Source organism: Corynebacterium sp. HMSC074A09 (assembly GCF_001811545.1).
GTDB classification, from domain to species: domain Bacteria; phylum Actinomycetota; class Actinomycetes; order Mycobacteriales; family Mycobacteriaceae; genus Corynebacterium; species Corynebacterium hiratae.
Genome location: NZ_KV805095.1, coordinates 1 through 446, shown reverse-complemented (window position 1 = coordinate 446; position 446 = coordinate 1). Strand labels below are relative to the sequence as shown.

Annotated in this window: 1 protein-coding gene; it reads right to left on the bottom strand. The window is 53.6% G+C overall.

Annotated elements, in window-relative coordinates; genetic code table 11:
• Positions 1-446 (bottom strand): VaFE repeat-containing surface-anchored protein (locus HMPREF2807_RS00735; protein WP_158010512.1); only part of this gene is annotated, 446 nt, incomplete at both ends.

Here is a 446-nt window from a genome sequence, read left to right as displayed (position 1 = left end):
TCCTCGGACGGCTTCGGAACCGTCTGGTTCTTATCGTTGATGTCCTTGTGCTCAGCGATGTGGTTCGGCTCCTCCGGATCAGTACCCGGAGTCTCCTCGCCCTTGTCGTTGACCTCAACAGAAGTCAACTCCTCAAAGGCAACCGCAGCCTCAACCGGCTTCTTCACCGAATCAGCAACGATGATCTCAACAACAACCTCACCATCAGCAGCATCCGGAGTAAAGGTCTTCTCACCCTTACCCAGGACAGACTTGCCATCAACCTTAGAAATCAGCTCAGCCTTCAGGGTGTATTCCATACCCGGAACCAAACCCTCATACGTCACCGTATCGTTAACCTTCGCACCAGCAACAACCTCAGTTGCACCGTTAGCAAAGTCAGCATTCGTCGAAATCTTCGGCTTATCAGTCTCTTCGCCCGGCTCGTTCGGGGTCGTCTCCTCACC